The organism is [Bacillus] selenitireducens MLS10, from assembly GCF_000093085.1.
In the GTDB taxonomy this organism is placed as follows: Bacteria; Bacillota; Bacilli; order Bacillales; family Salisediminibacteriaceae; genus Salisediminibacterium; species Salisediminibacterium selenitireducens.
Genome location: NC_014219.1, coordinates 3,069,380 through 3,093,770 on the forward strand (window position 1 = coordinate 3,069,380; position 24,391 = coordinate 3,093,770).

Here is a 24,391-nt window from a genome sequence, read left to right on the forward strand (position 1 = left end):
CTAGGGGCATGACGCCGCACATGCGGCGTATGCCCTTTCTTCATCAAAGGAAGGAGAGCTTAACATGAATCGAATCATGTCCGATAAACGCATCATCGCCATGTACACGCTCCCGGCCCTGCTGTTGATCATCGTCCTGATCTATGTCCCGATCGTCCTCACCGGCTATTACGGCCTGATGGACTGGGACGGCATCGGTGCCATGACCTTCATCGGCCTGGAGAACTACCAGACCCTCATTTCCGATTCGTTATTCTGGCAGAGTGCCTGGCATTCCCTGTTGCTCGCAGTCTTTTCTGTAGCGAGTCTCGTCATTTATCTCGCCATTTCCGTTGTTTTGTCATCCAATATTAAGGGAGCTGACTTCTTCAGGAAAGTCTATCTGATCCCGATGCTCCTGTCTTCCGTTGCCATCGCTCAGCTCTGGATGCGGATCTATCATCCGTCCAACGGGGTTATGAACCGGTTTCTTGCATGGATTGGAATGGAAAATCCGCCCCTTTGGCTCTCGGATACGAACATCGTCCTGTTCGCGATCTTTATCCCGATCCTGTGGCAGTATGCCGGCTTTTATATCATCATTTATTATGCGGCCCTCCGAAACATTCCGAATGAGCTGATGGAAGCCGCCAGAATTGACGGGGCAACACCTTTTCAAATTGCCTACAAGATCAAAATTCCACTGATCTCAGGCATCATCAAAGTCACAATCGTCCTCGCTGTCATCGGGTCCCTCAAGTACTTCGACCTGATTTACGTCATGACGGACGGTGGTCCGAACGGAGCCAGTGAAGTGATGGCGTCCTATATGTACAAGCTCGCTTTTCGGACTAACGACTTCGGATACGGCAGTGCCATCGGCTTCTTCCTGCTCGTTCTGATTATGGTTGTGACGTATTTCATCCGAAAACTCACCGCGTCCAAAGACGACGAGGTTCAATACTGATACAGAGGAGGTTATCTAAATGGCTACAACAACAACTGCCGCTGAACCTGCAGCCGAAACGATGTCTGCTGCAGGCAAACTGAAAGGCAAGCTGCTGAAGAGCATCTTGTACGTCATACTCGGCCTGATCGCCGTGGTGCAGATTCTTCCTCTGATCTGGCTTGTTCTCTTCTCACTCAAGGACAATCAGGAAGTGTTCAATCTGCCGCCTCTCGCGCTTCCGCAAGATCCAAACTGGGGGAACTATCTGCGTGTGTGGACAGATGGCAATATCGGGCTTTACTTCTTTAACAGCATTATCGTGACAGGCTCTGCCGTGATTCTGACGATTCTGCTTGCAAGCTTCGTCACCTTTGCCATCACACGGATGAACTGGAAACTGAATAAAATCGTGCTTGCGCTCTTTATGATCGGGCTGATGATTCCTGTACACTCCACGCTTATCCCGCTCTTCAGCTTCTTTTTGAATATCGGGCTCATGAACACCCATCCGGCCATCATTCTCACCTACACGGCCTTTAACCTGCCGTTGACCATCATGATCCTGCTTGGCTTTTATTACACCATTCCGCGCGAGCTTGAGGAAGCGGCGATTGTGGATGGCTGTTCGATTCACAGAATGTTTTTCCAGATCATCCTGCCGCTCACGGCACCTGTCGTCGCAACAACTGCCATCATCAACATGATCTACAACTGGAATGAGTTCGTCTTTGTGAACACGTTTATCAGTTCGGATTCCCTGAAAACCCTGACCGTCGGCATTCAGAACTTTATCGGCCAATACTCGACAGACTGGGGTGCCATCGGGGCGACACTTGTCATCAGTGTGCTTCCCCTGTTAATCGCATTCGTCTTCCTCAGTAACCGGATCGTCGAAGGCATTACCGCAGGATCTGTCAAAGGCTGATCCCAATTGATTGAAGGAGCTGATTTTCATGACCATGATTACAAATCCGATTTTACCAGGCTTTCATGCCGATCCATCCATTTGCCGGGTTGGCGATGATTTTTACATTGCCACCTCCACCTTCGACTGGTTCCCGGGCGTGAGAATTCATCACTCCCGTGACTTAAAGCACTGGCGGCACATTGCGAGTCCGCTCGACCGCGTGTCCTTGCTCGATCTGAAAGGAAACATGAACTCCGGCGGGGTCTGGGCACCTTGCCTGAGCTACAGCGACGGGCTCTTTTACCTCATTTATACCGACGTCAAACAGTGGCACGGTGCGTTTAAAGACACGCATAACTACCTGGTCACGGCCCCGTCCATCGAGGGCCCGTGGTCTGAACCGATTTACCTGAACTCAAACGGCTTTGATCCGTCTCTGTTCCACGATGATGACGGACGCAAATGGCTCGTGAACATGCTCTGGGATTTCCGTAAAGACCGCCACCCGTTCGCCGGGATCGTGCTTCAGGAATACAGCCCTCTCGAACAGAAACTGACCGGTCCTGTCAAGATGATCTACGAAGGAACGGAGATCAAACTGACGGAAGGGCCTCACCTGTACAAGCGAAACGGCTATTACTACCTGTTTGTCGCAGAAGGCGGAACCCAGTATGAGCACGCTGAGACCGTCGCCAGATCCAAAGCGATCGACGGCCCTTACGAGACGGATCCGCACTACCCGTTTATCACCGCCTGGAAAAAGCCGCATCTGCCGATTCAAAAAAGCGGTCACGGCAGTCTCGTCGATACACCGGAGGGCGAATGGTATTTCGTCCATCTCGGGGGACGCCCGGTCAATGGCAAGTACTGCACCCTGGGCAGAGAAACGTTTATCCAGAAAGCCGTTTGGACAGACGATGACTGGATCCGCCTCGCCGACGGCAGCCAGTCACCGTCTCTCGAAGTTGAAGGCCCGACGCTGCCTGATCACCCTTTTGAAGCGGAACCTGTGATTGATGATTTTGATGACGACAGCCTCTTTCCGGGTTGGTGGAATTCTTTACGGATCCCGATGACTCCGGATTGGGTCAGTCTCACAGAGCGGCCCGGCCATCTCCGTCTCAAGGGCATGGAATCAATGACCTCGCTTCACAGCCAGGCTTTGATTGCCAGACGACAGACGGATTTTCAGTGCACCATTGAAACAGCCCTTGATTATCAGCCTGAGCACTTTCAGCACATGGGCGGCATGACGGTCTTTTATGACACGACGGACTTTCTGTATCTGCACATTACCGCACACCCCGTCAAGGGACGGGTTTTGCAGATCATGCAAATGACTGACGGTGAGTACGATGAAGTCCTTCTCTCGCCACAAACGATTACCCCGAGTGGCACGGTGAAGCTGAAAGGCATCATCGACATCGACCACGTGCAGTTCTATTACATGGATCAGGATACCCCTGACTGGGTCGCCATCGGCCCGGCACTTGACGTCACACATATGTCCGACGACAGTGCCCCTGATGTCCGCTTTACCGGCACCTTTGTCGGCATGGCCACACAGGACTTGAGCGGCACACGAAAGCCGTGTGATTTTGATTATTTCAAATACGAAAAAAAGTAACGTGAAAAGGAGGCCCACGCCATGAAAATGCGCTGGCTGTCGAACCCGCTGTACCTGGCTGCCGATCTGTTTACGAAACTCGTGCTCCTGAACTTTCTCTGGGCAGTCTTTACCCTTCTGGGACTGATTGTCTTCGGCCTCGCTCCTGCAACGGTGGCATTGTTTACCCAGTTGAGACGGATGACCTGGAAACAGGACGAAAGTGTTCAGCTGTACGGCCTGATGTCGTCCTTTTACCGGACATGGAAAGCTGAATTTGTCAGAGCAAACCTCTTTGCAACGGGCTTTTATTCGCTCCTCCTCATCTGGGGCATCAACCTCATGATTATGCCCGTTACAGAGGGCGGTATGCAGCTTGCGATGATGGTCTCAAACAGTCTCTTCGGTGCGGTGCTCCTCCTTTTGCTTTTGTTTTGGTTTCCGGTTTATGTACACTTCGATCTCAAATGGAGCGATGCCCTGAAGGTTACGGCGATGATTCCGTTTCGGAACCTGTGGACCACCGCTTTGACGGTGACGGCAGTGGCGGGATTTCTCACCGTTCTCTATCTGTTTCCGCCGCTCATCAGCTTCGTCGGGATCAGTGGCCTCGCCTGGCTTGTGATGATCGCTTCAAAGAAGAGCTTTCTCCATGTTCAGCCTGTCCAATCATAAAAAGGAAAGGTCCCCCTGATGGAGGACCTTTTTTTGATTACTGCTTTTCGTAATGGGCTTTCACCTGATCGCGAAGGGCCCGTTTTAGGAATTTCCCGACAGACGTTTTCGGAATCTCTTCCATAAAGATCACATCATCAGGCAGCCACCATTTGGCAAACTGCGGTCTGAGAAAGTCAAGGATCTCCTCTTTTGTCGACATCTTTCCTTCATGAAGGACGACGCAGGCAACCGGACGCTCCTGCCATTCCGGATCGGGAATTGACACGACGGAGGCCTCAAAGACGGCTTCATGGGCCATCAGTGCATTCTCAAGGTCGACGGATGAGATCCATTCACCGCCGCTCTTGATGAGATCCTTCGTGCGGTCCACGATCTTGATGACCCCTTCTTCATCCACGGTACAAACATCACCGGTATGAAGCCAGCCATCGACGAATGCTTCCTCTCCCCGGTCATCCTTATAATAATCATCGGCAATCCACGGTCCCCTTAACAGAAGTTCGCCCATATCTTCATCATTCCAGGCCACCTCCCCGCCACCGCCGACGACTTTCATTTCGAGGCCCGGTACGAGGATCCCCTGCTTCGCCCGTTTTTTAAAGCGCTCTTCTTCAGGGAGGTCGAGTTCATAGCTCTTCAGTCTCGACACCGTCGCAAGCGGCGACGTTTCTGTCATGCCGTATGCGTGGAGGAACGGGACGTTGTACGTTTGTTCAAAGGTCTTGATCATCCCCATCGGTGCCGCAGATCCGCCGCATACCACGGCACGGAGGCTCGAGACATCGTAGGACTTCGCTTCGAGTTCCTTAAGCAGCGCCATCCAAATCGTCGGCACACCCGCCGTGATCGTGACCTTCTCGGATTCAATGAATCCGGCGAGTATTTCCGGAGTAAAACGCGGCCCCGGCATGACCTGGTTCGTCCCAAGCATCGTGGAGGCGTATGGCATGCCCCAGGCATTGACATGAAACATCGGCACTACCGGCATGATCGTATCATATTCGCTTAAAGCCACGCTGTCCGCCATACTGAGTCCCATGCTGTGAAGCACCGTGGACCGATGCGTGTAGACAACGCCTTTCGGATTGCCCGTTGTCGCGGATGTAAAGCACATCCCGGCAGGCATATCTTCCGTCAGATCATCCGGATACTGAAAGGACGGATCTCCGTCTTTGATCCACTCTTCATACGAGTACACATTCGGCACCTTCGTGTCCGGCAGTTCCCCGTCGGTCATCACGACGAACGCCTTCACCGTCTTCAGTTTGTCATACACGGCCTCGACGAGGGGAAACACATCCTCATCGACAAAGATCATCTCGTCCTCTGCGTGATTAATGATGTAGACGATATGCTCCGGGGAGAGACGGATATTGATCGTATGCACGACCGCACCGATACCAGGGAGAGCGAAATACAGTTCCAGATGCCGGTGATGGTTCCAGGCAAGAGTCCCGACTCTGCCCCCTCTCGGAATACCGAACTGCGTCAGCTTGTCTGCGAGTTGCCTTGTCCGTCTGCCGATCTCTCCATACGTGAACCGTTGTACACCGGAGCCGGTTCGGGAAATGACCTCTTTTTTCGGAAAGAATTTCTCCGCCCGTTCAATCAGCGACGGGATTAACAAATCACCTTTCATCATCTTGCATCTCCACCTTCCATCATAGTGTGATCACGCCTGATCCTGTCTGTAAGTCCTGATGTATAGTGCATGAAGTTAACCGTTCTTCAGACCGTGCACAAACAAATCATAAAAGGACGCTGTGACGGCATGCGCCGGAATCGGACCATCAGGGCGAAACCATTGATAGCTCCAGTTACACGCCCCGATAATTGCAAGGGCCTGAAGTTCCGTGTTCATGCCGCTGCGAAACACCCCGCGCCTGACCCCTTCATCCAGCACTTCGTGAAGCTGCTTTAAAAACTGATCCCGCTTCGGAATAATCGCCGCGAGATGATCTTCGGACAAATGACGCATCTCCCTGAAAAACACCCGGGCATTTGCCCCGTTCGGCTCAATATTCCGAATCAGCAGATCGATAATCCGCCTCAGCTTCTCTTCACTCGACAGTGATGCATCCCGGAGCGTGTCTGCCTGTTCCTTGACGAGGGTATCAATATAAGCCATGTGAAGATGACTGAGAATCTCATCTTTCGCTGCAAAATAGTGATAGAAAGCGCCTTTGGAAATGCCGAGTGCATCCACGATCTCGCGGATCGACGTTTCAGCAAATCCTTTTTGTTCGAACAGTTCGAGAGCCTTTGCTGTAATCCTTTCCTTCATCGCAACACTCCCCTTGATCACCGGACATACCGACCGGTCGGTATTTCATTCAGTATAGCGCTTACATTTTTACTCTGTCAATATTGATTGAATATTCACATAATAGTTGCCGGCCGAAGACATCTTGCTGTTCGTTTCTTTAACCATACAAAAACCGCCCGAAAACCGGGCGGTTGGCAGATCATATCTGTTTTTCACATTCCGGCTCCAGCGGGCATCCCTCGCAAACCGGTTTCTTCTTACAGTGTTCTTTCGCATGCCGGACAAACTGGGCATGAAAATCATTGTAAAGGGCTTCATCTTTTGGCAAAGCCTCTTCAAAAAAGGCCTGAGCCTGATTATATTTCTTCGGGAACTGATATCCGATCCGATTCATAATCCGGTGTGTGTAGGCATCAATGACAAAAACCGGTCTGTAAAGCGCATAGAGAAGGATCGAGTCGGCGGTTTCAGCCCCGATCCCCTTTACTTGAAGGAGTTCCTCTCTTAGGACATCCGTCTCCACTTGCTGCAGGGCCCGAACGTCATCCCCGTGGCTTTCAAACCACTCAAGGAAAGCACGGAGTCGCTGCGCTTTCATGCGGAAGAACCCTGACGGCCGAATCCGCTCCTCAAGTTCCTCATCCGTCATTGCTCTGATCCGTTCGGGACTCAGGTCCGGCTGAAGACGCGCGAGGGCTTTCCCGACATTGTTCCAATTCGTATTCTGAACCAAAATCGCCCCGGCCATCATTTCAAACGGGGAGTCGGCAGGCCACCAGTTCTGATGGCCATAAGTTTCCTTTAACCGTTCATATAAAGACATCACTGGCATCACAATGAAAAACACCTCCTGATGATGATACAGATCACTGTGCGAACAGCTGTAATCCCCTATACTGAAGTCAGAATCACTCAGAAAGGAGCATGATCCACATGGAAAAAATGCTGACGAGCTGGTCTGCAAGTCTTGAGCACGGCGAGTACGCCGAAGACCGGGATCTCGTGATCCGGCACGCCATTGAAGCCGTTGATGAGACGTCCGAAGGGATTTACGTAAACATCGTAACGCCTCACGAATTCGGCAATCCGGATGAGTATCTGACCGCTGTTCTTCACGACCATTTTCCAAACAGCCTGATTATCGATTACATCGATCAGTGCGGGTGCGGCGGACACGTCCTGAGGGTATACAGATAATCCAAGCCGGGTAGAGTCATGATCTCCCCGGCTCTTTACGGTCTCTTACTGTCGAATCAGTCTGAAAATCCCCGGTACCCGGTAATACTCGCCGAAAAACGCTTTGACTGCGGCAATGATCACAAGGGCGAGCGAGATGAGCGGCACGATGGCAATGAGCAGAAAGCCAATGCCGACGATCATCAGGATATAGCTGATGATCATATAAAACGTAAACGAGATCAGCAGGTTTAAATACTGCCTCCCGTGAAAGTCCACAAAATCCGATTTCCCCTTAAATAGGACCCACAACACCAGCGGTCCCACAAATGCCGTAAAATAACTGATCGCATATATCAGCATGGCAACGATTCGATCTTCACTCTTCACCATAGATTTATCCTCCTTTTTTCTTATCACAGAACTTCTTTTTTCAGAACAATTCAAAATAAAACAGGACTAAATTCCTTACATTGCTAAAAATGTTTTCACTGCAGCCGACTTGGGTACTTAATGAATTATAACCGATTCATAAACCAGGTTATCGAAAGGAGGCTTCCCATGCTCGGCTGGGCACTCATTTTTCTTGTTGTCGGCATCGTGGCTGCCATTTTTGGATTCAGCGGCATCGCCAACGCAGCAGCAGGAATTGCCAAAACGATCTTTTTCATTTTTATCATCCTGTTTTTAGGTTCACTGCTATTATCCATCCTCTAGTCCATCTTTACAATAACGAATTGAAAAAGGAGGCCCTTACATTATGCTGAGTTGGGCACTTGGATTCTTCATTGTCGCGATCATCGCCGCCCTGTTCGGTTTTGGCGGGATTGCCGATGCTGCTGCCGGCATTGCACAGTTTCTGTTTTGGATTTTTGTCATTCTCTTTGTCGGTTCCCTGATTATCGGGATTTTAACCGGCCGAAAAGTGTTCAAATAACGCACAGTCAAACAGAACCGGTCCCTAAGCGGCCGGTTCTGTTTTTGTTTTCTCACAAAAAAGACACCGTCCGTCAAGCATCTTTCAAAAAAGATGTCTAAAATGTGAACAAATCTATTGTGTTTTTTTGCCCCTTCGTGTACCGTAGGGGGTATAAGATCATACTTACTGTAGCTATGTTGTTAACTGAATCCGGCTGACAACGTGAAAGGGGACATACTCATGACAGTCGAAATCCTACTCACCTACGGGGTGCTGCTTTTGGCCATCACCCTGTTTGTAACTGAAAAACTGCGCACGGACCTGGTTGCCGTGCTCATCATGGTCATCCTGCCCTGGACCGGGGTTATTTCCGTGGACCAGGCCTTCTCAGGCTTCGCCTCCAATGCGGTCATCTCCGTTATGGCAGTCATGCTGATCGGATACGGTGTTGACCGTGCCGGTGTCATGACCATCGTCGCCAAATTCATTATGGAGAAAGTCGGGCGAAAGGAACAGAATATCCGCGCCGCCACATCCGGTGCCGTCGGGGTCATCTCCTCCTTCATGCAAAACATCGGGGCAGCCGCCCTGTTCCTGCCTGCCCTTCGAAACATCGGAAAACGGGCGAACATACCGGCCTCCAAGCTCTTCATGCCGATGGGTTTTGCAGCCATTCTCGGGGGAACCCTGACAATGGTCGCATCCGGGCCGCTCATTATCTTAAATGACCTTCTTGTTGACAGTGGCGCGGAAGCCTTTCATCTGTTCAGTGTCACACCGATCGGGCTCGCGCTCCTCGCTACAGGGATTCTCTATTTCTATTTCTTCGGACGATTCGTGCTTCCAAAAGCAAAAGGTACAGAAAGCCTGTCTCCTTCGCAGGAAGTCAAAGCAACTTATGAACTGACCGGGGACATGACGGAAGTGTCCGTCCCTGAAGGGAGCCCGTTAATCGGAAAATCCATTGAAGAGGCGGATCTGTGGAAACAGTTTGATCTGAACGTGCTTGCCCTTGAAGAAGATGGAAGCAAGATTTACAGTCCGTGGCGTAAGACGCAGTTTCGGGCCGGACAGTCTGTGGCGATCCTGGGCAGTGACGATCAGGTCAAGGCCTTTACGGAAGCGTATCAACTTCAGGAAAAAGGGGGACTCGACCGGTTTGCCAATCTCGAAAATGAGGAACTCGCGGGCTTTGCAGAACTGATTATTCCGCCGAAGTCGCCCCTGATCGGGAAAGCACTGAGAGACATCGGCTTTCGTAAAACATACAAAATTGAACCCGTCTCCTTCGTGTCTCCTGACGGGGACCGGGAAGATGTCAATGAAGATCCGCTTGAGGCCGGTACAACCATGATCGTCTTCGGTCGGTGGGAAGATATTGAACGCCTGAAAGCCTCAAGAGAGTTTGCTGTTGTCACAGAAGTGGTGCCGCCACTTCCGGATCACCAGAAAGACAAGAAATTGCCGGCACTCTTTTCACTTGCCGTCTCATTGACTCTCGTCTTGCTCGGTTTTCAGCTCTCCCTCAGTTTCTTCACCGGGGCGATGCTGATGATTTTACTCGGCGTCATTCCAAAGAAGGAAATCTATCCGGCCATCGACTGGAAAACGGTCTTCCTCCTTGCCGGTCTGATTCCGATGGGGGCCGCTTTTGAACAGAGCGGCGCCGCGGAACTGACGGCCAATGCCATCATCGGCGTTGCCGGGGACTGGGGAACGATCGCCATTCTCTTTATTATCGGTATCATTACGATGCTGTTCTCGCTCTTTATGTCGAACGTCGCAGCCACAGTCCTGCTCGTTCCGCTCGTCATTATGATGGGTGAGAGCTTCGGGATCGACCCGCGCGGCCTTGCCATGCTCGTCGCCGTATCTGCATCCAACTCATTCCTGCTTCCGACGCACCAGGTGAACGCCTTTATTATGGGACCCGGCGGGTACCGCAATGCGGATTATCTCAAGGCAGGAAGCATCATGAGTATTCTGTTCCTGATCGTATCGGTCTTCATGACCTATCTGTTATTTGTTTAATACAGAAAGACAAACGACCACCCTCCCGTACACAGGAGGGTGGTCGTTTTTATGCTTCCATCAGTCTGTCCAGTTCCTCTAAGATCTCACCTGCACTGCCCTGATGGACTGCATCAAAGGCGTGGATTGACTGATCAATGTCGCGATTGATGTAGACGGTTTTACCGCCGGTTACCGAGGGCAGCTGATTGACCGGATACACATCAAGGCTCGTTCCAATGACAAGAACAACGTCTGCTTTTTCGATGGCTTTCAATGCACGCTGCCAGGCATCCTGCGGCAGCATCTCGCCAAACAGGACGACGCCGGGTCTTAGGACACCGCCGCATGACACGCATGCTTCGTCCCTGAGAAAAGCATCCAACTCATGAGGCCTGTCGCAGCGATGGCAGCGAATCGCATGAATCGTCCCGTGCAGCGCATCCACGTTCCTGCTTCCCGCTCTCTGATGAAGGCCGTCGACATTTTGTGTGGCAACCCGGTCGACAAGCCCGCGCTCTTCCCAGCGGGCGATGATTTGATGCCCGCGATTCGGTTCTGCTTCTTCGAGTGCCTCAAGTCTCGCTTTATAAAACGCCTTGAACTGTTCCGGATTTCCCTCGAGCGCTTCCGGTGTCGCGATCGTCATCGGATCCACCTGTTGCCACCAGCCGGACCGTGAACGGAAATCCGGAATATTGCTTTCTGTGGACATCCCGGCGCCGGTCAATACGACGACAGAGTCCGCTGTCTTCAACCACGTCGCTGTCTGTTTCATCACACGATCACTCCAATACCCGTATCTCTACCGTTTGTCGGCCAAACCGCAGGACATCATCACGGCTTGGCATAAAGATATCAATCTTCTCGCCCTGGATCGCACCGCCAATATCCGCTGCGGTGAACGTGCCAAAGCCTCTGACCTCAACCCTCGAGCCAAGCGGGATGACAGAAGGATCAACGGCGATCACTTTTGCGTTTGGATTCGCTCTAAGGTCGACACCTGTATAGGTGACACCGGAGCATCCCGCGCAGTAAGCCGTATAAGCCGTTGCCCGGAACGGTTGCCAATCGCCTGAAGAGGTCGCACCGTCTCCTGACGATTCAGAAGGTGAAGAAGCTTCTGCGTGCTCATCAGAGGCATTTGCGCCGCCTGTGGCCGCCTGACTGTCATTACGCGCCTCTTCAGCGGCACGACGTTCCTCTTCCGCCCTTGCCTCTTCGGCCTGTTCCTCGGCCCTGCGCTGTTCTTCAAGACGCTCCTGTTCACGCTCTTCTGCTATCTGAGCTCTAAGGGCCGCTTCCTGATCGGCAAGGTCACTCTTCTCCTCTTCAAGCCGGCTGATCATGGCCTGCAGCTGTTGTTCCTGACTTTCGATATAGCGTGTCAGACTGGCCAGCTCCTGTTTGCGCCCCTCGAGCTCATCGGCTTCTCTCGCCCTGGATGCCTGTGCCTCCTCAAGGCTCACGAGGCTTGCCTCTACCTCCGCCTCGGCATCCGCGAGATTCCTCTGGCTCTCTTCAAGCTGATCAATGACATGATAATCGGCCTGGACGATCTGTGAAAGGGCCACGACCCTCGACACGAGATCCCCGAAATCCTCTGCACCGAAAATCACCTCAAGAAATGAGGTTGTGGTTCCCCCGTTTCGTTGAAAGGAAGCCGCCCGCTCTCCAAGCAGTGCAATCCGCTCTTCGATATCAAGCTCAAGGCGGGTGATCTGTTCATCAAGCTCATCCTGCCGCTCCTCTTCACGATCGATGTCTTCTTCGATACTATGTAAAACGCGCTCGTTCTCTTCAATATGGTTCTCCAAGGCTTCCATCTCGCTCTCCACCTCGATCAGTTCATCAAGCAGGGCCAGAAAATCATCTTCAAGGATCGCAATCTCCGTTGCAAGATCATCCTGCTGTTCTTCAAGTTCGGCGGTCCCTGCATGCATGACCGCAGGCAAAACCAGCAGAATACTCAGTAATAATAAGGTTTGACAGGCCATTTTTCGCATAAGATCCCCTCCGTCCCCACAGTATAACAGACAAAAATGACAGGAAGGTTACAGGATCAAGGCAAAATGATGGACGCTTCCTTATTGCCGCTTGCGCCAATCGTTCCCGGGAATCGGCACCATGCCACGGTCGGTCTGAAAGACGTACACAATCGCGGCATATTCCCTCCCCGACTCTCCTTTGACAAGCTGTACCTTGCGCTCATATAGGTTTGTCAAATTGCCGGGGCCGGAATACCCTTCAAGCTGATCCAGGCTCGGGAGATCAGATTCCTCAATCTGATAGACTTCCCCGTATGTGGCCGTTTCACCGGTCTCCACCAAAGCCGGATAACCGTTTCCCGTATCGACGAGAAATCCGTTTGTCGCCGCCCGCTTCTCGGTTTTCTTTGCATGAGCAAGGAGATGGTGATTACTCTCCCCTTCCATTAATGTGCCATAAACAAAGACATATAATTCGTTCATCATCGTCACCTCAACAAAAAAATTACTCCCCGCTCAGCCTGTATTCGGATCCGTCACGGCTTCTCGTCATCAGTCCGTACTCAATCATGTACCGTCTGATCGTGACGAAATCATCATGTGCCTCACGAAGGATATCATTCACTTCCCGTTCAGTATACACACGATCGGGGTCAAAACGCATCAGAAGAGTTTGTAAAATAATGATTTTCCGTTTCTCTTTCGAAGGAAATTGACGAAGAGATCCTTCTTTCCCACCAATAAAATAAGTCTCCACTGCCTTCTCACGTTCTTCTTCCGTGATCGCATACCGCTCATCCATCATTTTCGCCCCCTTGTGAACCGGAATCAGCTTATCTGGTCCTTCTTTCGGTATCTTCAGATTCGCCATCAAAGCCAAAAACAGTTTCGCCTGTTTCTCCTTTTCCCGGAGCTTAAATCGATGATTACGCACCGTCGATGGCGTAATGCCTATTTCCCGGGAAATATCCTTGTCCGACTTTCCTTCGCTCATCTTTCGCAAAATCTCCTTTTGACTGTCGGAAAGACCGGTTTCCTTTTTATCCTCCTGTAACAATACGTCAAGCACCGACCCATGCTTCTCTATGATATGTTCCTTTACGGCTCTTTTCGCATCCATTTGACGACCGCTGACGGTATAAATCATGCCTTCTTCAAAACCGGCCGGACAAAAAGCACAGTGAAACACATCCTCTCGTTCTTCATAGCCCCGGATCAGATCACTGATTCCAATATGCATATAGTCTTTCATACAGCCACCTCTTTTTTTATAAACAATATATCATATCGTTTGCATATTTACAAACGGATGAGGTGTAGTGAACAAACTCATGATAAAATCGTTTTTTTCTTTCGAGTTCCACTGCGTTTTTTCACATCTTTTTCATATACTGATAACAGAGGTGATCATCATGAAGGATTCAGAATACAGCAAGGCTACAGAACAATTCCCTTTTTTCACCGGCCTGTCTCAAGAAGCGCAAACGGCTTCGAAGCAGGAACTGACAACCGTATCGTACGAACCGGGCATCATTCTGCTTGAAGAAGGGCATGTTTGCCGCAACCTGTTTTTCATTCTCGAAGGGACGATCCGTGTGTATAAACTGTCACCTGACGGCCGGGAGGTTACCCTGTACCGGATGACGCGAGGCGAGACCTGCCTCATCACTGCATCCTGTATGCTGCATGGCCAGCCATTTAATGCCGTTGCCGAGACAGAGACCGCCGTCAGGGCCCTCTCTGTTCCGCACCGCTTTTTGCAGACCCATCTGTTTCAGGATTTTTCGTTTATGCAGTTTCTCTTTGGCAATACGTTCAGCCGCTTTCAGGATGTGATGGATGCCTTCAGCCGGATCACGTTCGATTCCCTTCATCAGCGGATTGCGACTGCCGTTTATCAGCGTGCGTCAGAAACAGGGTTCCCTCCGACGGTCTATTTCACCCACGAACAGCTCGCAGTCGAGATCGGCAGTTCAAGGGAAGTCGTCTCCAGAGCTCTGAAAAAGCCTCTTTTTGCATCCATTCTGACAGGCGGGAGAGGCAAAATCCGCATTCATGATTACGAAAAACTGCGCCGGCTTTCAGGTTCGTGACTTAGTCACAGAAGTTTCGCCTTTGCCCTTGTATAATCAGTTTATAAGCAACACCAACACACAAGGGGGTTACATCGAATGAAGAAGAATTTAATCATTGGCATCGTAATCGGTGCCGTATTGTCTGCAGGATTGTTTTTGTTAGTGGCATTTCAGGCTGGTCCGGGAATGATGATGCACGAGGATCAGAGTAAATATGATTTTGATGAGACGATCGAAGTCTTTGAACAGCAGGTTGCCGAAGCCGGCTGGAGCGTCGCAGGCATGCATGACATGAAAGAAATTCTCGACGGTCATGGTCATGATGTGATCGACATCAAAATTTACGAACTGTGTTCTTCCAAGTATTCAGCGGAAATCCTGAAGCTTGATGACGAGCGGTTCGTATCCCCGCTTATGCCATGCCGGATTTCATTTTATGAAAAAAGTGACGGGAATACCTATATCTCACGTATGAACTCCTCGTTAATGGCAAAGCCGTTTGGCGGCGTCATTGATGAAGTAATGCAGCAGGCAGCCGCAGAAACCGAAGCGATCCTCGATCACCTGATCGACTGATTTAATTGACCAAACGAAAAACGGATCATATGCCATAAGGCATATGATCCGTTTTGTTATGATCAGACAAGATCTATTCGAATTTCTTCTGGACTTTCTTCAGAAGCTCTTCGTCCATCGGGCCGGACTCAAGGGACTGCATGTCAAACTTGGTTCCGAGCTTCGTCTGGAAATCGTCACGGGACTCTTCATAGAGGATCCCTGTGACGAGTCCGTTATTCTCCCGGATCGCCGAGATGGCTTCGTCACGGGTTTCAAACGGGGCTTCAATGGAAACCAGGTTCTCTTTGTAGTAATCGTACGTGTTGATTTTATTGAACGTGACACAAGGGCTGTAGATGTTCACGTGAGAAAAACCGCGGTGCTCAATGGCACGCTTTAAAATCGTGCTGAGCTCTTTGATGTTCCCGGAATAGCCCTGGGCGACAAATGTTGCACCGTTTACAATCGATGTCGTGATCGGATCAACAGGGTATTCTTTGTTACTGGCTGCGGCACTCTTCGTCTCAAAACCGTGCATACTTCTCGGTGACGTCTGGCCTTTTGTGAGGCCGTAGATATTGTTATCCATTACGATATAGGACATGTCAATATTCCGTCTTGATGCATGGACAAAGTGACCGAGTCCGATCCCGTACCCGTCACCGTCACCACCGGAGGCAATGACCTTCAGATCCGGGTTCCCCATTTTCACACCCTGAGCTACCGGCAAAGAGCGCCCGTGAATGGTGTGAAAACCGTTACTGCGGATATATTCCGATACTTTACCGGAACAGCCGATCCCGGATATAATCGCAAATTCATGAGGCTCGTATCCGAGCTCAACGATTGCCTTCTGGATGCCGGCCATAACACTGAAGTGACCGCAACCCGGACACCAGGTCGATACATCTCCTCGCAAATCCTTCATTGTTGCCATCGTTATACGACCTCCTTCATTTGATTCAGAATCGAACGGACCATAAACGGATCCCCATCATACTGCACGATGGATTCTATCTGATCGTGGACAGGCAGATACTGCTGCAGAAGCAGTCTCAGCTGACCTGTATAGTTATTCTCAATCGTAATGATTTTCTTGTTTGCAAACAGATCCTTCAGCTCATCAATCGGCAGTGGATAGAGCTGCTGAAGATGCAGATGCGCGTAAGTCTGAGTACCCTCATTGTTCAGTTCTGTCATCGCTTCTTCAATGGCGCCGTAAGTGGATCCCATTCCGAGAAGCAGGACATCCGTGGATTTCGGATCGATGTCTCCTGTGCTCTGCAGCTTATACGGCTCCTGAATCATCGCTCCTTTGACCTTTTCAAGACGCTTTTTCATCATCTTGATCCGAACATCGGTATCTTCATTGATATAGCCGTCTTCACCGTGTTCATTGGAGCTCGTCAGATGAATACCATTCTTCATACCCGGCTTTGGTCGGGGTGAAATGCCGTCTTCCGTCACGCGGTAACGCTTGAAGAATGCTTCATCGTATTCCCCGACCTGCTCTTCTGTGAGCAGCTTGCCTCGGTCAATGCCGACACGCTTCGAGTCAAACGACGGAATCGTCATTTTATTCATGGACAGACCAAGGTCAAGAGCCACGATGACCGGACATTGATAGATTTCAGCAAGGTTGAACGATTCAGCAGCAAGATAGAACGCATCTTCAATCGTTGATGGGTAGAGCACAATTCGTGGAATTTCACCGTGTGTCGCATAGATCATATGCTGCAAATCACTTTGTTCATGCTTTGTCGGCAGTCCTGTTGAAGGGCCGCCACGCTGTGAGTTCACGATGACAATCGGCACTTCGGCCATACCCGCCATACCCAGTGCTTCTGTTTTTAAGCTGAGGCCTGGTCCTGATGTACTGGTCATGGCGCGCACACCACTGTAGTTGGCACCAATGGCAAAGGCAATACCCGCAATTTCGTCCTCAACCTGCATAACGGTTCCTCCGACTGCAGGGAGCTCTTTTGCGAGCCACTCCATCACTTCACTCGCCGGTGTAATCGGATATGCACTAAGGTAACGGCACCCTGCCATCAGGCTTCCGAAACCGGTCGCTTCATTTCCTGAAATAAAGAGAAGATCCTCATTGCCCGTTCCTTCGAGAACTGCAACGTGTTCAGGCAAATATTCTTTCGTAATCGCATATCCTTTCTCTACGGCTTCGATATTCGCCTTCACGACGTCGTCGCCTTTTCTTGAGAAGATGTCTCCAATGATGTCACCGAGGATGTCCTGAGGCAAATCAAGGAGAGCTGAACTGATCCCAATCGCGATCATGTTCTTATAGAGCGGATTCCCGAGATCCGTTGCGATCTTCTTTAACGGTACATAGAGAATGTTGTAGTTCTTCCCTTCCGGTCTCTCAACCGCCGTTTCTTTCCCCTCCATAATGACAATCGCGTTCTCGACGAGCTTATCCTCATTCTTTTCAAGAGATTCTTTATCCAAACAAAGCAGTATCTCGACATCGTCACCTGCATAGTAGTTCCGTTCTTTGGTCGCTTTCAGTTTGAAGTTGGAATGACCGCCTTTAATTCTCGACATGAACTGTTTGTACGTCGATACGGAATACCCGTGCTTGACAAGTGTTCTGGCAAACAGCTCACCGGTGGAATCAATCCCTTCCCCCTGCTGGCCGCCGACCATCCATTCAATTGATTTTCTCATCTGTTTGTCGTACCTCCTTTTAAAGAATAATAAAAAAATTCTTACTCCTTTAATTCTACCATATTCATTATGGTAATGCGAAATCCTGAGACTGTTTAATTTATATCTCTTGTTTTGTGAAACAGCAATCAAAATAGCAAAAGAACCCTCTCTCACGGCCCTTTTGTTACAATACAGATATCTTTTAACGAATAATACAGATTTATGAAACGCTTACACGACGACTCTTGTCACTTGGAACAAGCGCCCGGTCTTTATTAAGCCCGAACCGGTTGGCTGTTTCCGGATGACGTGGCTCTTGTTTATTTCGAGACCCCTACGGCACTTTGCCTGCGGGCTTCGAGACGGGGAATGACTTTCGAATAGACGATCCACACGTTCAGCATCAATAGCACCCCTGAGAAGAGAAACAGACTCCGGATCCCAAAGACGCCTGATATCAAGCCGCCAAGGGCAGGACCAATCATCGAGCCAAGGTACATAAAGCTGTTTGAGAAGCCGTACGTCCTCGACTCCATCCCCACGGGTGCATGATTACGAAGAAGAGAATTGATCATGGGCAAAAGGCCGCCGAGACCGAGTCCCAGGAGAAACCGGAGAACGAGCAGCTGCCAATAGCTTGTGACAAACGCCTGTGGAAAGCTGACAAGGGCAACGAACAACAGCGAGAACAACAGGACATACTGATGCCCCTTCCTGTCACTGAACCGTCCGAGTATCGGACTCGCCCCCATGTTGGCAAAACCCATCACCGACATCGCAAGGCCTGCAAAAAAGGCCACATTCCCGCCCGGTCTCAGCTCCTGCACAAAAATCGACAGCAGGGGGTTGATGCCAATCAGTGCGGCCTGCACGATAAAAAAGACCATATAAAGAGCCATAATCGGCTTAATTGCTGTGATGGTCCTGAAATCATCGATCGTGCTTGTCTTCTCTTTTTGTTCCACAGGTTCAAATTGCTCTTTAACGAAAAACAGAACAACAAACGCCGCAACCAGAATACTGGCGCCGGTGATATAGAAAATCATTCTGAAACCCATAATATCGGCCATCACCCCGCCGAATAGCGGTCCGGAAATACTCCCTGCTACGGCCCCTGCCTGAAGCATGCCAAGGGAATAGCCCATCTGCTTTTTCGGGGTGCTCATCGACATCAGCCCAATAGCGGCAGGAATAAACCCCGATATCATCCCATTCATCAGCCTTAAGAGCAAAAGCGTCCACGGCCCTGTGGCAAAGCCCGTCAACGTCAAGACGACGGCCATCCCGAAACCGGAACGGAGAATCATCGATTTTCTGCCGTATTTATCCGCCAGCCTTCCCCAGATCGGGGCAAAAATAAACGCCGTCACAAAATTCGCTGCAAAAATCAGCCCCGACCAGACACTGACTGCATCAGGGTCTGTAACCCCAAGTTCCTGCAGATACAGCGGCAAAAAGGGGATGATCATTGTCATCGCAGACATGACGAGAAATTGGCTGCCCATCAGTATATACAGATTACGTTTCCAGTTTGTCTGAGCTATCATGCTTCTGATTCCTTTCTGTGCTTCGACGATATGCGTACGATTGATGCTTCAGTCTCTTATTATATATTTCGTCACACGAAGGAATCAAGCACAAAAAAGCACTCTCCTCAAAAATGAGCAGAGTGCCTGTTTCAGGAACCTTTAGAAACGTTCTGCGGCTTCTGTTTCGGCGCCGACACCACCCGGAGTTTAGGCTTCCGTCCAATTCTCTTTCTTGAAAAGAAGACAATTTCAAAAGCGATGAATCCCATGAACAGTGCTGCCATGAAGGGATTGATAAAACCGATTGCGTGACCGACAAGAAATGCGGCCATAAATACAGAAATCCCGACCGAACCAGGTACCAAATACGCTTCATTTAGCATAGAAGCAGCCCCCTCTGATTCATTATTTGCATATAGTTTACCCTATCTCAACAGTATTAAACAATTCTCACCTATATTATAACAAATTAAACACGTCTTGTACCGGCTTTTAATTCCATTAATGATATTAAATAGGAGTTTTTGAGGGGATTCACCGATAATTCGCAGTTATTTCACACAAATCGGTCCAAGGAAGCACACTCTTTTTGCTGCGAGAACAGTCCGGTTTCCTGTACGCCGTACCGAAACGGTCCTGATTTACGAATCTTCCTCTTTCTTCTTCATTTCATACATCATTTCGTCCGCATCCCGAATGGCATGCTTTAATTCCTCTTTCTTCCGGACTTCCGAAATCCCGTACGTAAAGCTGACAGGGTCTGAGACGATGCTGGTATTCTTAAGCTTTTCCTTGATCCGCTCCATGATCATACCCGCGTGAATCTTCCTTGTATTCCGGAGAATCACAAGGAATTCATCGCCCCCGTACCGGATAACGAGATCATCATCCCTCACGGCCTCCATCATTGCTTCGGCCATTTCTTTCAACACACGGTCACCGACAATATGCCCGTATTCGTCATTAATGTCCTTAAATTTATTTGCATCCACCATGACAAACGAGTAGTAATGATCCTGACCGGACGCCATTGCCTTGATTTCCTTATCGATCCAGCGATTAAGGTACGTTCTTGAACCCGCACCGGTCAATTCATCCGTATACGCCTTTTCCCTGTACTGATCTCTGCTCGTTTCCGCCTGATCCACCATCTGTTTCGCATTTCTCGAGATGAGATAGTTCAACACGATAAACAGAGCCGATATGCCGAGAAAGAACGCAATAAAGCTGATCCGGATCACACGGTCGACGGTCTCGAACAGCACGGATTTGGGCTTGGCCACATACATGGAATAGGATGACTCCGGAAGATCGTAGAAGCGGTAAATCGTCTCATCCGACAGGTAAATACCGGCTGTCGTCTCGTGAGGAGTCAGCATGCTTTGAAGGCTGTGCGTCATCTCCGGCGTCAGCATCTCAATGGACAGATCCGAGTTTGCAATGGACGCCACATACTGACCGAGATTAAACCGGATGACATCATACCCCACTGTTTGTTGCTGCTCGATAATCGGCGATACGATCTGAAGCAATACCGGATCCAGGTTGAATAAAAACGAGATCTCCAACGTACCGGACTCCCTGAAGCTGAACGGGTCCGACCGATCCTGATTGGAGCCGGCAAGGACCTGCTGATCCATGACGCGCTGCGCCTCCACCATTCTGCTTACATGTGACAGACCTTCCAGGTAGCGGGGTTCCACGAACGACTGCACCTCAGCGAATGAATGAATGCCTGAATGATAGTCATACATCGCCTCACGGATCGCCGTTCGGCTCGTAATGCCTTCGGTCGTCTCGATACTCCGGTTGATAAATGCTTCCACAGCCGTGTAAGTTGTCTCTGCACTGTTGTCAAAATTGCTGATGTAACTCTGTTCGAGTTCACTTTTCATCGGGAAATAGAAACTGATGAAGGTGATCACCAGAATAATCATTACGAGCACCAGGCTGATCATTTTCGTTCTTCCGAGTATCAGCTCCACTGTTCCCCCTCCTCCTGCACTTGTCATTTCCGAAAGCGGTTGTCCTCCCGAATAGGATAATGATTCCGGTAATACGCGACGGTTTCTTTATGGACGTCGTAGATCCGGATCTGTTCGTCATTATTCATATAGATCGCCTGGCTTTTCGAATCAAGCCACGGGTAACTGAATAGGGATTCGCCAAACCCGTCACCTGCCTGATTCAGGCTCAGCAGGTAAAGCTGATTTTCGAGAGCCCTGGTAATGACAAAATGATGCCAACTCGGAAAGGTCTCATCCCGGTAAAAAGCCACAGGATGCAAGATCAGGTCCACTTCATGGTCGTAATTGTACCGCTCGGCGAACTGCGGGAAACGAATGTCATAACAGATCATCAGCCCGATCTTGATATCTTTCACCTGAAAGGATAACGGTTCACGTCCTTCTTCAAAATACTCCCGCTCAAAAGACGAATCGAACTGCGCGATATGAATTTTATCATACCGCCCTTCGAGATCGCCGTCGGATCTGATTACATACTGGGAGATCGCATAGCCCGACTCCTGTATGGACGCATGTCCATACACGATCCACATGCCGAGTTCTCTTGCGAGTTCGCTGAACTTGCTGAAAATGGGGCCTGATTCATCTTCAGCAAATTCGTGAAGCTTGTCAAAACAGTCCCTGCTGTAAGTCATGGCCGACAGCTCAGGAAGCACAACCAGATCCCCATCCTGACCCTTCAGTTCGTTCCGCAGTTTGCTGCAGAGTCTGTCCACATGCCTGATTTGTCCGTCTTTGTCCATCTGTTCCGGTATTTTGCATTGAAATCCTGCCACTCGTATCATCTCATCACCGCACAATCTTTAAACATCGTTCTCTTACGCCTGCCACCGTTCACGGCATCTCCTTACCGGCAAGCATCTGATTGCACTTATAATAGCACAAAATGCAGCCTCCGGCCGGTTATTCAGCAAAAATAATGTCTTCTCACTCCCACAGAAAAACCGGACCCGAGAGCCCGGCCATACTGTGTTTATCATTCAACCAATCACCGCAGTTCCTTTTACTTCCCCGTCATAGATCAGTGACAGCTCATCGCCTTTACGGACCGCCCCGATCCCTTCAGGTGTTCCGGTAAATATCAGATCTCCCTTCCCCGTTCCGAAATGTTCAGAGAGGTATGGAAGCAGTTCACTCAAATGAAAGATCATGTCCGAAGGACTGCCGTGTTGCACCCGTTCACCGTTGATCTCAAGGGAAAAAGTCCGGTTGTTCACATCGTCCACGCTATCGAACGAAAAGAGCTGCGTCAACAGGGCCGAGCCGGGGAAACTCTTGGATTTCAGCCAAGGATCTCCCTTTTTTCTCGCTTCCGTCTGAACGTCCCGCAGGGTAAAATCAATACCAACTCCCATATACCCGATACAATCCTCAGGCTTCATGCCTTTCTCATAAGGCTGTCTGAGTTCGAACACAAGCTCCACTTCGTAATGGACGCTGCCTTTTTCCCACGGCATATTCAAAATGCTTCCGTCCGCAATCGCAAGGGCGTGTGTCGCTTTGCTAAAGATCATCGGTTCATCAGGGACCGCACTGTTCATCTCTTTTGCATGCAGGGCATAGTTCTTGCCGGCACAAAAAATATTCATCATGATCACATCCATTCTTCGGAATATACCTGTATTTTATCAGAAAATAGTCTACAGCAGGTGTTTAAATCGGTTTGACCAGGGAGAGAGTCGCTCCATGATCCGTTTTTTCATAACCGGCGTCTCTGCATCAAGCCAGTCATCCCCCTCTGGTGCCATGAGACTCTCATCTTTCAGGCTCTCAAGATGACGCCGGTGTTCATCGGCAAAAGCCTCCCCCTTAATCACGAGCACCGATTCCGTATTCAGATAGGCACTTCTCGGATCTGCATTAAATGAACCGATAACGGAGACTTCATCATCAATCAGCACGCTTTTGGCGTGGATGGAACCCGTTCCTCTGTACTCATTCAGTTCAACATCCGCTTCAAGCCATGTATCACGATCGTAAAGGTAAGCAGAGAAGGCCGGATAGTTCGGGGACGAATACACGCTGTTCGTCACGACACTCACTTCCTTGTCTGAGACATGGTGGATATCGATCTTCGCCATCATCGCCTCATTTGGAATCAGGTAGGGCGTCTGAACCACAATCGAGGATCTTGCTTCATTGAGGAGGCCGGCAATCGTCGCCCAGACGACCGGTTCCCGCTGAATCCCCTCAAGGGGGTTCGCGACAAACGCGACCTCCTCAACCGGAATCCATTCCGAAAGAGGATCACCTCTTTTTACACCGTCTCCTTCACTTTCTTTATCCAGCCGCTCCTTCAGCCGTTCCGCCTGCCTGTTTACATAGACGGACGACTCTCCTTCATAAGCGAAAGTACGCTCACCGTCCAGCAATGTGTCCACATATGCCGACGCCTCTTTGATAAACGGCGCCTCACCCGCTGCATCTCCTGTGGCTCTGACGAGCACATCCCGGTCCCTGACAGGCACCGCGTCATCTGCCGTCATGTATTTATCCCCGATGTTGCGTCCCCCATTCATGACGTAGCGCTCATCAACAATCATCAACTTGTCATGCAGCCTGTTATTCCACCGCATTGGTGAAGAGGCCTCCGGCGGTTCATAAACATGCAGCGTCATCCGTTCATGACGGCCGATAAGAGCCGGAAGACCCCGCATGCTCCCGTTCATCTGATGCAGCATCCCGTCGACGACCAATGTCACCTCAACACCCCGATCCGCAGCACGGAAAAGCTCACGAAAAAATGACTCCATATAATCACCTTCATGAAACGTGTGGTAGACAATCTGAATCTCAGATTCTGCTTCCTGAATAAGTGAAAGCCGGGTATCCGCGGCATCTTGAGCATCTTCAAGAATCCGAGCCTCAATCAATATGTCATCAGATGTGCCCTCAAAGAGCGAAACCGCTTCTCCGGAAGGGGGATCCGCCGCATCAAACAACAGGCTGCCAAAGCTGATGATAAACACCACAACCACCCACGCCGCACGTTTCACATTTTTTCTGTAATAGCCCTTCATTCTGTTTCACCACACCTGATCAATGTATTCTGTCTTG

General features: G+C 50.1%; 26 protein-coding genes. 10 read left to right on the forward strand and 16 right to left on the reverse strand.

Going from position 1 to position 24,391, the window contains the following annotated elements:
* The first annotated feature begins 64 nt into the window (after positions 1–64).
* The 4 genes from BSEL_RS14405 to BSEL_RS14420 are packed head-to-tail and all read left to right on the forward strand — an operon-like array spanning position 65 to position 4,116.
* Complete coding sequence (locus tag BSEL_RS14405; protein ID WP_013173737.1) at positions 65–946, forward strand: carbohydrate ABC transporter permease; 882 nt, start codon at positions 65–67, stop codon at positions 944–946.
* 19 nt (positions 947–965) lie between these two features.
* On the forward strand, positions 966–1,853 hold the full coding sequence (locus tag BSEL_RS14410; RefSeq protein WP_013173738.1) for a carbohydrate ABC transporter permease: 888 nt from the start codon (positions 966–968) through the stop codon (positions 1,851–1,853).
* Positions 1,854–1,881: 28 nt separating this feature from the next.
* Positions 1,882–3,462 (forward strand): glycoside hydrolase family 43 protein, encoded by a 1,581-nt coding sequence (locus BSEL_RS14415; protein ID WP_013173739.1) that lies wholly within the window; start codon positions 1,882–1,884, stop codon positions 3,460–3,462.
* 21 nt (positions 3,463–3,483) lie between these two features.
* Positions 3,484–4,116, forward strand: coding sequence for a YesL family protein (locus tag BSEL_RS14420; protein WP_013173740.1), 633 nt, complete (start codon positions 3,484–3,486; stop codon positions 4,114–4,116).
* A 37-nt stretch (positions 4,117–4,153) separates the two neighbouring features.
* On the opposite strand, the gene BSEL_RS14425 is transcribed toward BSEL_RS14420, so the two are convergent.
* The 3 genes from BSEL_RS14425 to BSEL_RS14435 all read right to left on the reverse strand — a co-directional run bounded on the left by BSEL_RS14425 (position 4,154) and on the right by BSEL_RS14435 (position 7,217).
* Positions 4,154–5,761 carry a long-chain fatty acid--CoA ligase gene (locus BSEL_RS14425; protein ID WP_013173741.1) on the reverse strand — a complete coding sequence of 536 codons (1,608 nt, stop codon included), beginning with the start codon at positions 5,759–5,761 and terminating at the stop codon, positions 4,154–4,156.
* 75 nt (positions 5,762–5,836) lie between these two features.
* Entirely contained in the window at positions 5,837–6,403 is a 567-nt protein-coding gene (locus tag BSEL_RS14430; RefSeq protein WP_013173742.1) for a TetR/AcrR family transcriptional regulator, read from the reverse strand.
* 181 nt (positions 6,404–6,584) lie between these two features.
* Positions 6,585–7,217 (reverse strand): endonuclease III domain-containing protein, encoded by a 633-nt coding sequence (locus BSEL_RS14435; protein WP_041581995.1) that lies wholly within the window; start codon positions 7,215–7,217, stop codon positions 6,585–6,587.
* A 101-nt stretch (positions 7,218–7,318) separates the two neighbouring features.
* Here BSEL_RS14435 and BSEL_RS14440 point away from each other — a divergent pair, with 101 nt between their 5' ends.
* Positions 7,319–7,582 carry a CGCGG family putative rSAM-modified RiPP protein gene (locus BSEL_RS14440; protein WP_013173744.1) on the forward strand — a complete coding sequence of 88 codons (264 nt, stop codon included), beginning with the start codon at positions 7,319–7,321 and terminating at the stop codon, positions 7,580–7,582.
* Between the two features lie 45 nt (positions 7,583–7,627).
* On the opposite strand, the gene BSEL_RS14445 is transcribed toward BSEL_RS14440, so the two are convergent.
* Positions 7,628–7,954, reverse strand: a complete 327-nt coding sequence (locus tag BSEL_RS14445; protein ID WP_013173745.1) for a DUF4870 domain-containing protein — start codon at positions 7,952–7,954, stop codon at positions 7,628–7,630.
* A 168-nt stretch (positions 7,955–8,122) separates the two neighbouring features.
* On the opposite strand from BSEL_RS14445, the gene BSEL_RS17600 reads away from it, so the two are divergent.
* From BSEL_RS17600 to BSEL_RS14460, 3 genes are all read left to right on the forward strand, one after another.
* Complete coding sequence (locus tag BSEL_RS17600; protein ID WP_013173746.1) at positions 8,123–8,278, forward strand: DUF1328 family protein; 156 nt, start codon at positions 8,123–8,125, stop codon at positions 8,276–8,278.
* Between the two features lie 43 nt (positions 8,279–8,321).
* Positions 8,322–8,498 carry a DUF1328 domain-containing protein gene (locus tag BSEL_RS17605; protein ID WP_013173747.1) on the forward strand — a complete coding sequence of 59 codons (177 nt, stop codon included), beginning with the start codon at positions 8,322–8,324 and terminating at the stop codon, positions 8,496–8,498.
* Between the two features lie 222 nt (positions 8,499–8,720).
* Positions 8,721–10,511, forward strand: a complete 1,791-nt coding sequence (locus BSEL_RS14460; RefSeq protein ID WP_013173748.1) for an SLC13 family permease — start codon at positions 8,721–8,723, stop codon at positions 10,509–10,511.
* A 49-nt stretch (positions 10,512–10,560) separates the two neighbouring features.
* On the opposite strand, the gene BSEL_RS14465 is transcribed toward BSEL_RS14460, so the two are convergent.
* From BSEL_RS14465 to BSEL_RS14480, 4 genes are all read right to left on the reverse strand, one after another.
* The gene (locus BSEL_RS14465) at positions 10,561–11,268 is read right to left on the reverse strand and encodes an SIR2 family NAD-dependent protein deacylase (RefSeq protein ID WP_013173749.1); all 708 of its coding nucleotides are present in this window, start codon (positions 11,266–11,268) and stop codon (positions 10,561–10,563) included.
* Between the two features lie 7 nt (positions 11,269–11,275).
* Entirely contained in the window at positions 11,276–12,496 is a 1,221-nt protein-coding gene (locus BSEL_RS17225; protein WP_013173750.1) for a PcsB-like coiled-coil domain-containing protein, read from the reverse strand.
* An 81-nt stretch (positions 12,497–12,577) separates the two neighbouring features.
* Positions 12,578–12,964 carry a gamma-glutamylcyclotransferase family protein gene (locus BSEL_RS14475; protein ID WP_013173751.1) on the reverse strand — a complete coding sequence of 129 codons (387 nt, stop codon included), beginning with the start codon at positions 12,962–12,964 and terminating at the stop codon, positions 12,578–12,580.
* Positions 12,965–12,983: 19 nt separating this feature from the next.
* Positions 12,984–13,730 carry a DUF2087 domain-containing protein gene (locus BSEL_RS14480; RefSeq protein WP_013173752.1) on the reverse strand — a complete coding sequence of 249 codons (747 nt, stop codon included), beginning with the start codon at positions 13,728–13,730 and terminating at the stop codon, positions 12,984–12,986.
* A 160-nt stretch (positions 13,731–13,890) separates the two neighbouring features.
* Between BSEL_RS14480 and BSEL_RS14485 the strand changes: the two genes are divergently transcribed.
* Both BSEL_RS14485 and BSEL_RS14490 read left to right on the forward strand, forming a co-directional pair.
* Positions 13,891–14,571, forward strand: coding sequence for a Crp/Fnr family transcriptional regulator (locus tag BSEL_RS14485; RefSeq protein WP_013173753.1), 681 nt, complete (start codon positions 13,891–13,893; stop codon positions 14,569–14,571).
* A gap of 78 nt (positions 14,572–14,649) precedes the next feature.
* On the forward strand, positions 14,650–15,129 hold the full coding sequence (locus tag BSEL_RS14490) for a DUF302 domain-containing protein (protein ID WP_013173754.1): 480 nt from the start codon (positions 14,650–14,652) through the stop codon (positions 15,127–15,129).
* A gap of 73 nt (positions 15,130–15,202) precedes the next feature.
* On the opposite strand, the gene BSEL_RS14495 is transcribed toward BSEL_RS14490, so the two are convergent.
* The 8 genes from BSEL_RS14495 to BSEL_RS14530 form a co-directional block, all read right to left on the reverse strand.
* Complete coding sequence (locus BSEL_RS14495; RefSeq protein ID WP_013173755.1) at positions 15,203–16,048, reverse strand: thiamine pyrophosphate-dependent enzyme; 846 nt, start codon at positions 16,046–16,048, stop codon at positions 15,203–15,205.
* Between the two features lie 2 nt (positions 16,049–16,050).
* The gene (locus tag BSEL_RS14500) at positions 16,051–17,796 is read right to left on the reverse strand and encodes a 2-oxoacid:acceptor oxidoreductase subunit alpha (RefSeq protein ID WP_013173756.1); all 1,746 of its coding nucleotides are present in this window, start codon (positions 17,794–17,796) and stop codon (positions 16,051–16,053) included.
* 302 nt (positions 17,797–18,098) lie between these two features.
* Positions 18,099–19,325, reverse strand: coding sequence for an MFS transporter (locus tag BSEL_RS14505; RefSeq protein ID WP_013173757.1), 1,227 nt, complete (start codon positions 19,323–19,325; stop codon positions 18,099–18,101).
* A 131-nt stretch (positions 19,326–19,456) separates the two neighbouring features.
* Positions 19,457–19,690: a hypothetical protein gene (locus BSEL_RS14510; RefSeq protein WP_013173758.1), complete on the reverse strand. Its 234-nt coding sequence runs from the start codon at positions 19,688–19,690 to the stop codon at positions 19,457–19,459.
* Between the two features lie 258 nt (positions 19,691–19,948).
* Positions 19,949–21,292, reverse strand: a complete 1,344-nt coding sequence (locus tag BSEL_RS14515) for a sensor domain-containing diguanylate cyclase (protein ID WP_013173759.1) — start codon at positions 21,290–21,292, stop codon at positions 19,949–19,951.
* A 23-nt stretch (positions 21,293–21,315) separates the two neighbouring features.
* A complete protein-coding gene (locus BSEL_RS14520) occupies positions 21,316–22,110 on the reverse strand; it encodes a carbon-nitrogen hydrolase family protein (RefSeq protein ID WP_013173760.1) in 795 nt (264 codons plus the stop codon).
* 204 nt (positions 22,111–22,314) lie between these two features.
* The gene (locus BSEL_RS14525) at positions 22,315–22,926 is read right to left on the reverse strand and encodes a fumarylacetoacetate hydrolase family protein (RefSeq protein ID WP_013173761.1); all 612 of its coding nucleotides are present in this window, start codon (positions 22,924–22,926) and stop codon (positions 22,315–22,317) included.
* A 48-nt stretch (positions 22,927–22,974) separates the two neighbouring features.
* A complete protein-coding gene (locus BSEL_RS14530) occupies positions 22,975–24,354 on the reverse strand; it encodes a phospholipase D-like domain-containing protein (protein WP_013173762.1) in 1,380 nt (459 codons plus the stop codon).
* Between the last annotated feature and the right edge of the window lie 37 nt (positions 24,355–24,391).